The organism is Streptomyces sp. NPDC055962, assembly GCF_042270185.1.
Lineage (GTDB): Bacteria > Actinomycetota > Actinomycetes > Streptomycetales > Streptomycetaceae > Streptomyces.
Window position 1 is genome coordinate 122,816 of record NZ_JBHJYN010000017.1, and the last position, 6,000, is coordinate 128,815.

The 6,000-nt window shown below is 66.6% G+C and carries 8 protein-coding genes; 2 read left to right on the forward strand and 6 right to left on the reverse strand.

The window, feature by feature from the left end; all coding sequences use genetic code 11:
• Positions 1-56 precede the first annotated feature (56 nt).
• The 6 genes from ACFC51_RS32985 to ACFC51_RS33010 form a co-directional block, all read right to left on the reverse strand.
• The gene (locus tag ACFC51_RS32985; protein ID WP_376532437.1) at positions 57-194 is read right to left on the reverse strand and encodes a hypothetical protein; all 138 of its coding nucleotides are present in this window, start codon (positions 192-194) and stop codon (positions 57-59) included.
• A gap of 227 nt (positions 195-421) precedes the next feature.
• Positions 422-1,765, reverse strand: coding sequence for a transcriptional regulator (locus tag ACFC51_RS32990; protein ID WP_376532439.1), 1,344 nt, complete (start codon positions 1,763-1,765; stop codon positions 422-424).
• Between the two features lie 200 nt (positions 1,766-1,965).
• The gene (locus tag ACFC51_RS32995) at positions 1,966-2,646 is read right to left on the reverse strand and encodes a hypothetical protein (protein WP_376532441.1); all 681 of its coding nucleotides are present in this window, start codon (positions 2,644-2,646) and stop codon (positions 1,966-1,968) included.
• A gap of 20 nt (positions 2,647-2,666) precedes the next feature.
• Complete coding sequence (locus tag ACFC51_RS33000) at positions 2,667-2,846, reverse strand: DUF5999 family protein (protein WP_376532442.1); 180 nt, start codon at positions 2,844-2,846, stop codon at positions 2,667-2,669.
• Positions 2,770-3,345, reverse strand: coding sequence for a hypothetical protein (locus ACFC51_RS33005; protein WP_376532450.1), 576 nt, complete (start codon positions 3,343-3,345; stop codon positions 2,770-2,772). The genes ACFC51_RS33000 and ACFC51_RS33005 overlap by 77 nt, the downstream gene beginning before the upstream one ends.
• Entirely contained in the window at positions 3,342-3,785 is a 444-nt protein-coding gene (locus ACFC51_RS33010) for an ATP-binding protein (RefSeq protein ID WP_376532444.1), read from the reverse strand. The genes ACFC51_RS33005 and ACFC51_RS33010 overlap by 4 nt, the downstream gene beginning before the upstream one ends.
• Before the next feature lie 252 nt (positions 3,786-4,037).
• Between ACFC51_RS33010 and ACFC51_RS33015 the strand changes: the two genes are divergently transcribed.
• Together ACFC51_RS33015 and ACFC51_RS33020 are read left to right on the forward strand one after the other, a co-directional pair.
• The gene (locus tag ACFC51_RS33015; RefSeq protein WP_376532446.1) at positions 4,038-5,306 is read left to right on the forward strand and encodes a Tat pathway signal protein; all 1,269 of its coding nucleotides are present in this window, start codon (positions 4,038-4,040) and stop codon (positions 5,304-5,306) included.
• Entirely contained in the window at positions 5,303-5,863 is a 561-nt protein-coding gene (locus ACFC51_RS33020) for a GNAT family N-acetyltransferase (protein WP_376532448.1), read from the forward strand. The genes ACFC51_RS33015 and ACFC51_RS33020 overlap by 4 nt, the downstream gene beginning before the upstream one ends.
• Positions 5,864-6,000 lie beyond the last annotated feature (137 nt).

Below are 6,000 nucleotides of genomic sequence, written 5' to 3' on the forward strand. Positions count from 1 at the left end.
GTGCGAATGGTCGGAGACAGAGCTCTCCCGGGAAGTGCAGTTCCGGGGTGGTTCGCTCAGTCCTCGAAGTACTGGGTGTCATCCGGCTTGTCGAAGCCGGCGGTTCCCAACGTGCTCTTGGTGACGGTTCCCAGGTCACTCACACCCGGAGTGACGTACTGGCCGCCAACGATCAGGTCGTCGGTGGAGTCCATCACGCACCCCTTTCCTGGTGAGGGATTGGTGTCGTTCTGGCCTTGGGCCCGCGGTGCCTTCCGGCCTGAAACCATGGAACACCGGTGCGAGCGGCGGAGGAAGGGCACAGCTGTAGCCTCCCTGTAGCCTCTTGCCGTCGGCACCTCTGACCTGGTGAAACAGGGCAGTGCAGAGCCCCGGCGCGATGGAGATGGCGCCGGGGCTGGGTGGTCGGACGGGCGGTCGGCTAGGCGTGCAGGCGGTCCAGTACGTCGGCCACCTGGGGGACGGACCGGTGTGGTGCCAACTCCGCGGCCATCTCGTTGAGCATGTCAGCACAGCGCCCCGAATCGACGAGGGGCGTGAGGTCAAGGGCAGTGCTGGCGGTGGTGACGGCGGCATCCAGGGCGTGCTGGCGGGCCTGTGCGGTCGTGATCCAGGTGAGGTAAAGAACTCGGTCTCGAACGGCTTCTGCGGGCAGCGCTTGCACGCCTTCGGTGAGTAGCGCTTCGGCGGTCACGGCGTCGTTCAGATCCAGGAAGGCCCGGCCCGTCTCGGCCATGTGGCTGGGTCTGCACATCCAGTAGGCCCACGGGGGATCCTCATCGCTGGGACGTGCGCGCTCGAACTCTGCTTCGGCTTGCAGTAGGAGACGCGCGGCGCTCTTTGCGTCGCCTTTGGCGGCGGCCGCGCGGACTCTCCAGGTGTCGACCATCGCGGCGACGAGTGGTGTGGTCCGCGTGCCGGCGATGTCTCGGGCTGTTGTGAGCAGGCTAATCGCTCTGCTGGCGTCGTTCTCGTAGATGGCGGTCAGCGCGAGGTTGGACAGGAGGTAGGCGCTATGGGCGGGGTCGTTGACTTCCGCTGAGGCTCGTAGCGCCGCGTGCCAGCCGCGTTGGGCTTTCGCCTGGTTCCCTGCGTCGAACTCGGCCCATCCGATGAACCGGGCGTACTCGGACGCGAGGTAGTGGAGATCGGTGGTGAGCTGTGGGGAGTGGCGGGCGTGTCGCAGGAGGCGGGTCACCATGCGCAGATCGGCGCGGGCGGTGGTGGTGCAGGGCGCCCCGCCCATGGAGTCGTCGAGGTGCCACAGAGCTGCCAGGCGAGCGTGTAAGGCGTCTGCGACCTCTACGCCGATGTAGGCGCCGGTATAGCCCTTCTCGATGCTCTGCTGGACGTGGGTGGTCCATCGGGTGGTGAGATCGTTGAGAACTTCCGAGGGAAGCAGCGGGGTGCCGGCGTTCGTGGCGAGGGTCGGGTCGGCGGCCAGGTCGTCGAGGGCGAGCAGTGTGGCCTCCGGTGTGAAGGGTGCCTGAACGTCAGGTCCGGGCAGAGCGAGTAACAGCCAACCCGGCCATCCTCGCGCCAGTACCTGGGCCTGCGGAACCCCGTGGAAGTCCGCCATGACGATCTGTGCCGCCAGTTCGGGCTCGACTCCACGTTCCCATCGGTGAATTTTGGCTCGTTGCCAGGCCATTCCGCCGTGGCCGAGAGTCGGTGCGTGCTGTTGAAGGGCAGTCGCGTACGTGGCGAGGGAGTGACCCTCCTGTGCGCGGACGGAAGCCAGAAGATGGCGGTATTTGGCGGGCATCGGGCTGTGCGCCTCCCTTGTCGGGGACGTGCTGTGCGCGAGCGGTGCCGTGCTGAAAGGTGAAGCCTCTGTACCCATTGTGGGCGTCCGGCGCGGGGCTCCACGATGCCGCGGGGGAGCGGATGTCAGGAACTTCCCCGCGCCGGACTTCTGAGCTGTGTGGCGGCCGGACCGGATCCGTCCGGCCGCCACACAGCGGTCTAGGTGGGAACCGCGGCCAGCTCCCGCATCAACTCGTCGACGGTGAGGACGCGGAACTGCGTCAGACGGCGGACAAGCTGCGAGGCCAGGAGCATGGGCGTGTTCCCGTGCCGAGAGGGAAGCGGCTCCTTCGGCTGTGCCACGGCTTGTAGTTCCCCGTCGATCAGGCCGTACAGCGTGCCGAGAGCTCCGTGAATGGGTGCGCTCGTCGCCAGGAACACGACCGGGTCCTCCTGGAGGTGGTTGCACAGGGCGACAGCCGTACGGACGTGTTTCTGGCACACCGGCGGCTGGTTCGTGAGGAGCGGCGGCGTCTTGTCCCCGTAGTCGCGGGCGCCGGCCAGAAAGATGGTCCCCAGAGGCGTCCGAGCGCGAGCCGTGCAGATCTGACAGCGCAGCGCTTCCATGGTGATCCGCTGCCGGAAGGGGTGCATGAGCTTCCACTCCGGTTCCCCGGTGGGAAGCCCGCGGTCGTCGTAGTCGTTGAACGACACCCGAGCCCATAGAACCTGTCGCCCATCACGGTCCTTGGGATCCTCGTCCGCGTAGGCCAGCCGGAACCTTTCCTGCCCACGGGCCCGACTGCGGTTTGAGAGCAGCAGCATCAGGTTGTCCGGGGCCGCGACCTCGCCCTTCCTCTGGGTGATGTAGGGGATGACAGACGTCTGGATCGGGGGCACGGGTGGAGTCGTCTCTCTTGTCAGTGGGGGCGGTGCGGCGCGTGGATCTGGCCGTTCGGGAAGAGCGCCCCGGTGTCCTCGAACACGACGACGCCGTTGCAGAGCTTGGCCCAGCCCTGAGCGTCAGCCCTTCCGACGGCTTTGGCGGCCTCTCCGTCGGGATCCGTGGCGAGAGGGCATGGGGGCCTGTGGCTGCACATCTGGCGTTCCTCTCCGGTGGTCCGGGGAGCCGTGCTCTGTCGCCCCGACGGGGGGCGGGGACGACAGAGCACGGCAGTCAGGGGGGATGGGAGCGAGGCGCTCGAGTAGGTCCATGGCCGCGAGAGCCATCAGGTTGAGCAGTCCATGGGCTTCACCGACGTCAGCCGGGAGGTCTCTGTCTGCGAGGTTCTCAGCCCGTCCGATCTCATCGGCCGCGGCGTCGGGGTCCCAGGACGCTGCCTCGATGATCAGGAAGTCCAGCCGCAGACGGAGGTCCGCGACCGTGAGCGCGAGCGGCTGCTGAGCCCTGATGTCGGGCCGCTCCTTCGCGGACCAGGATGAGAATCCTGCAACGGGGCTGCCGGGGCCGAGCACGCTCTCGACGTCGTCGACGATCTTCTCCACAACCTCAGGGGTCAGCGCTGGCGGCGCCATCCACTGCAGGCTGGCAGCGAGGCGCCGTAAGCCGTCGGTGCTCGTGTCCGCGACCAGGGTCATGACTGCACCGTGGGAGCCATGAAGCGCGCTTGAACCGTCTTCCCGACTGTGGTGGGGAACCAGGAGAGTGCGGCTCCAAGCTGCTGAGCACGACGCAGCCCCCCGGACCTGCGGAAGGCTTCATCGAACGCGGGAAACTGGGGGGAGCTGTCCGAGACCTCGATCAGCAGCGATCCGGGCTGTGTGATCGACAGCCTCAGGAACACGTCCCGATGCTCTCCGGTGGATCCGTGACGGACTGCGTTGCGCACCAGGTGGTTGGCAACGGCCGCGGCGCGCTCAACAGGGCCAGCCCACTGGTACGTGGTGAGCCACAGGTTGCAGCGCACGCGCGCACTCTGGGCGGCTGCAGCTTCCGCGTTCAGCCGGCCGGTGGGCAGGGTGCCCGCCCATGTTGCCCTCAAGGGGGCCGCATCGGCGGCCGGCTGCAGGGCGGGCATTCGTGGCTCTACGCCCGACGCTGTGGCCCCTTTGTGGGCTGCGGCGGTGGGACCCTGCACTGCGGCTGTCATCGTCATCGCGTCCTTGATGGCCAGGAGACATCGTCGGGTACTGCGGTGTGGTGCCAAGAAGAGGTAACCGCGCCAGTACGCAGCGCTGACAGGTAATTACGGATGCTCGGTGGGTGCGGATGACCGGAAATTTTTACCTTCCGTCTTCGCGGCGTGACGCTAGAGCCCTACCGTTGGCACATGACGGGGAACCCACGCCTGGCTGCGCGCATTGACCGTGCAGGGCTGAGCCAAGACGAGTTAGCGGGCCGCCTGAATCAGCGAATCGAGGACCTGACCGGGCAGCTTGGAAAGCTGACTGACCGGCACGTTCGGAACTGGGTAACCGGAAAAACTCGCTGGCCCCATGCGAGACAGCGACTGGTCCTCGAAGCAGAATTCGAAGCCACCGCGGAGGAACTGGGCTTCATCCCTCCTGCCGAGCGGACACCAGCACCTTCGGAGGACCCTGTGCGGCGACGCGCCTTCACCACTGCTACCGCTTCCCTTGCCGCCGCCGCCATGCTGCCGGCCACGCCGTCGAACGGATCTCGTCGCGTGGGCATGACCGACGCCGACCGCCTCGAGCGAAACTTCGTCGAGCTCGTACAGGCTGACAACGAGGCTGGCATAAACGTCAAACTCGAGACCCGCGCCCTCGCCCACGCCCAGCACGCGCTCGACCTGCAAGCCGTGGGCCACGCAGCCACCCGCGTACGCCAACGTCTCTACTACCTGGCCGCTGCCTTCACAGGCACGGCACTCTGGGCAGCTGTCGACTCGCGGGAAGCTCAGCGCGCAAGCGGCCATCTCAACCAAGCGATGAAGCTGGCGGGCATGGCGGGAAGTAGCGAGATGCAGATGCGCTTGTGGGGCCACGCCGCCCTTCTGTCCTACCAACAGCGTCACCTTCCCGACGCCCTGGCTGCTGCCGAGGCCGGGAACAGACAACACATCTGCCGGCAGGACCCCCTCTTCCGATCTCTCGCCAGTGCACGACTGGCAGGCATTCAGTCCGCCTTCGGCGACCCGACGCCAGCCCTGCGCAGCCTGAACGTGGCCGAAAAGGCCTACGAACGAGCAGACCAGCACGAGGAACGCGCTCCCTGGATGGCGTTCTTCGACCGAGCGGAACTGGATGGCCTGTCCGCTCTGGTTCTCGGTCGCCTGGGCAAACATGCGGAGAGCGAGGCGCACCTTCACCGCACGCTCGCCCGGCTACGCCCGGAGTACCGCCGAAACCGCACCTACTACGGGCTGAACCTCGCTCTCAGCCAACTGGCTCAGGGCGAGCTCGAGCAGGCCTACGCAACAGTGCTCCCCTTCATGCCTCCATCGGGAAAACGGATGACTGGGCGAACAGGCAATCTTCTGGAACAGTTTGGCCGGGGTCTGACCCGCACAGCCCCCAAGTCCCGCATCGCGGTCGAGTGGGCCGACCGCCACGCCGAAGGAGCACAACAACCGTGACGGTCGACGTAGTGCACTACACCGCCGAGGACCTGCCCGAAATTCGGCAGCACATCCTCGATACGCACGTGGAGGTGCGCCAGCGCGACTTCGGACTCACCGGCCCCTTCTACGACGTGGGCCGCTTCGACGAGCGACTCTCCGCATACGCATCCCGCCCTGGCTGGACAGCAGTGCTGGGCTACGACGACGGAGACGTCGTTGGATTCTGCTTCGGTACGACTCTGGCACGCGACACCAAGTGGTGGAACAGCATGCTCGAACCCCTGCCCGCCTCGACAACGTCGGAGGACGGCAAACGCACCGTCGCACTGAACGAGATCGTTGTGCGCAAGGGGTGGCGGGGGCGGAGCGTCGCATGGCAACTGCATGAGGCCTGGCTGACTCACCGAACTGAGGAGCGCGTGACACTACTCGTCAACCCCCTCAATGGAGACGGAGCTGTCCAAGCTGTCTACGAGGCGTGGGGTTACCGCAAGCTGGGCGATCAGCAGCCGTTCGACGACTCTCCCGTGTTCTCCGTCATGCTGCGTCTGGTCACCCAGGACGGCGTCTAGGCATCAGGCGGCGCGCCCTCCGCACGCTAAGCTGGGCGATCAGCAGCCGTTCGACGACTCTCCCGTGTTCTCCGTCATGCTGCGTCTGGTCACCCAGGACGGCGTCTAGGCATCAGGCGGCGCGCCCTCCGCACGCT

What these genes read in the sequence shown, in the direction of transcription:
- ACFC51_RS32985 (WP_376532437.1), bottom strand. Translation starts at nt 194, where the DNA reads ATGGACTCCACCGACGACCTGATCGTTGGCGGCCAGTACGTCACTCCG.
- ACFC51_RS32990 (WP_376532439.1), bottom strand. Translation starts at nt 1,765, where the DNA reads ATGCCCGCCAAATACCGCCATCTTCTGGCTTCCGTCCGCGCACAGGAG.
- ACFC51_RS33000 (WP_376532442.1), bottom strand. Translation starts at nt 2,846, where the DNA reads ATGTGCAGCCACAGGCCCCCATGCCCTCTCGCCACGGATCCCGACGGA.
- ACFC51_RS33005 (WP_376532450.1), bottom strand. Translation starts at nt 3,345, where the DNA reads ATGACCCTGGTCGCGGACACGAGCACCGACGGCTTACGGCGCCTCGCT.
- ACFC51_RS33010 (WP_376532444.1), bottom strand. Translation starts at nt 3,785, where the DNA reads ATGCCCGCCCTGCAGCCGGCCGCCGATGCGGCCCCCTTGAGGGCAACA.
- ACFC51_RS33015 (WP_376532446.1), top strand. Translation starts at nt 4,038, where the DNA reads ATGACGGGGAACCCACGCCTGGCTGCGCGCATTGACCGTGCAGGGCTG.